2 protein-coding genes are annotated in these 2,186 nt (G+C 26.4%); both read left to right on the top strand.

The window, feature by feature from the left end; genetic code table 11:
- The first annotated feature begins 389 nt into the window (after window positions 1–389).
- Complete coding sequence (locus tag CPAL_RS08795) at window positions 390–1,514, top strand: tyrosine-type recombinase/integrase (protein ID WP_106024445.1); 1,125 nt, start codon at window positions 390–392, stop codon at window positions 1,512–1,514.
- A gap of 5 nt (window positions 1,515–1,519) precedes the next feature.
- Window positions 1,520–2,095, top strand: coding sequence for a hypothetical protein (locus CPAL_RS08790; protein ID WP_106024444.1), 576 nt, complete (start codon window positions 1,520–1,522; stop codon window positions 2,093–2,095).
- The last annotated feature ends 91 nt before the right edge of the window (window positions 2,096–2,186 follow it).

Below are 2,186 nucleotides of genomic sequence, written 5' to 3'. Positions count from 1 at the left end.
AAAGAGAGAACAAATTATTAAGGGATGGCATAAAGCAGTTGAAAGATCTCAAGGTTGGGAAAAATAACTGATTAAACTATATTATACTATGGATGAACTTCTATGAATTGCTATAGAAGTTCATCTTGTATTATTAAATAAAGGGGACAAATTACCATGAAATTGAAAAATTTTGGTATTTCCTGCATTGCATTCATATTATTAAATTTAATATAGATGATGAACTTGTAAGAAAAGTAAGCATTGTAAGAGTTAGTAAGAAGTATGAGAATTTCCATTATGTATTTCTACTTAATTCAAAAGGAGAAGTAATCGAAGAAGTATTTAATTACTTAAATTATTATTGTGCAAGCGTAGTTCTTTCAGGTAGAGAACAAGCAGCAAGTGCATTGAAGTTATTATATTCTTTTAGTGAAATTATTGGAAGGGAAATACAGGAACTTGACAAGACAGATATTATTAATTTATCACATTTTATTTTAGGCCATAATATAGAAGGAAATATTGAAAGGTATATATTTAAGACTAATAGGACAATAACAACTCATAATACATACTTTGATGACATCAGAAAGTATATAATGTTTTCTAGATTTAATAAAAATGAATTTTTTGATAAGGTACAATTTGTCACTGATAAAATTAGCTATAGTGCAAATAAAGTAATTGTGACAAGCAAATATACAACAAATAAATCAAGGCATAAGGGTTTTAATCAATATGTTCCTAAGTATATTTCAGTTAAAGAATATACTAGAGTTTTGGAATACATTGATGAAAATGTCAGATCAGAGTTTAAATTAAGGAATAAATTGATTATAGATCTAATGTTTTTAAGAGGATTGAGGATTGGTGAAGTATTAGGAATTACATTAGAGGACATTATTCCTCATCCCGATGATAAGAGAGCAGGTCAACTTTACTTGAGAAATAGAGTAAGTGATAAGAAATATCAACATGCAAAAGGGTGCATGAAGGTTTTTTCTTCAGAAATGTATAAGACAAAAATCTATAATAGTGAAAGAGAAGGTGGGTATCAGGTTGTGGCTTTGCCAATAAAATTAATGGATGAAGTCAGAAAATATCAAGAAATATCTAGAGATATTCTAAATCAAACGGAAAGAAAATTGGAAAATATCATGAAATATGCGAAGGCAGACTGTGTAGGAGAAAATACAAGAAGAAATTACTACCTATTTTTAAACAAGAATGGAAGTCCATTATCACCTTCAGGATGGAATAATTTTCTCAAAGAGATTTTTATTAAGATAGGTATTTCGATAGATAAGAATAGTAAGGAGGATAATTTAAATCATAGATTTAGACATGGATATGCTATGTATTTGATTGATGAATTAAATAAAGATATCTCTTATGTTCAAAAAGAAATGAGACATAAAAGTATACAGTCTACATTGAAGTATTATAATCCTAAACCTGAGGATCAATTAAAGGAAACTGAAAAAATACAAAAGGAGATACTTGATAAAATAAAAGGTAACACTAGGAGATAATAGAAATGATTGATAAAGATACTTTAAAAAAGTATATGAGTGATTTGCAACAATGTATCAATTCTACAGTAGAATATATAGATATGAAGAAAGAGTTATCAAGATTTCTATATGATGACTTTTATAAAGGTAATACATTTTTATATAGCATGCAAATGTATAAAAGGATTGTAGGATGGTTTTATATAATTAATTATATGAAAAACTATAAGATAAGTGATCTTAACTGGAACGTAATTTGTGAATTACATAATAGCAATTTTAACGATAAATTAAGTGAAGCAATAAGATATTATAAAAGGAAAGAAATAGGTGTATCTATAAAACGATTATTTAAGTATTATGAAAAAAAGAAGCTTATGGTAGGGCATTTAGACTTTTATGATATTCTTAATAAATTTTATTTATTACTTTGCAATAATGTAAGATATAAGTCTATGAAAAATATTAAAGAAGTAAATGAATATAAGCATTTGCTATTAAACTACTCAAATTATGAAAGTTTAACTATTGAAACAGATAATGAATATTTAAATTTAGAAAGAAATCGGATTAACCCCTTCGTTTTGGACAAAACCTAATAAATTCTTTAGTTTTGTCAGAATTACACCCTTATTTCAATATTAGTTAGACTTTCTCCAAAATGAAGGTTATAAAATTCATTCGGTGACA

The organism is Clostridium thermopalmarium DSM 5974 (assembly GCF_002995795.1).
Classification (GTDB): domain Bacteria; phylum Bacillota; class Clostridia; order Clostridiales; family Clostridiaceae; genus Clostridium_H; species Clostridium_H thermopalmarium.
Note: the sequence above shows the minus strand (reverse complement) of the source record. Positions and strands in the feature narration are given on the sequence as shown.

What these genes read in the sequence shown, in the direction of transcription:
- CPAL_RS08790 (WP_106024444.1), top strand. Translation starts at nt 1,520, where the DNA reads ATGATTGATAAAGATACTTTAAAAAAGTATATGAGTGATTTGCAACAA.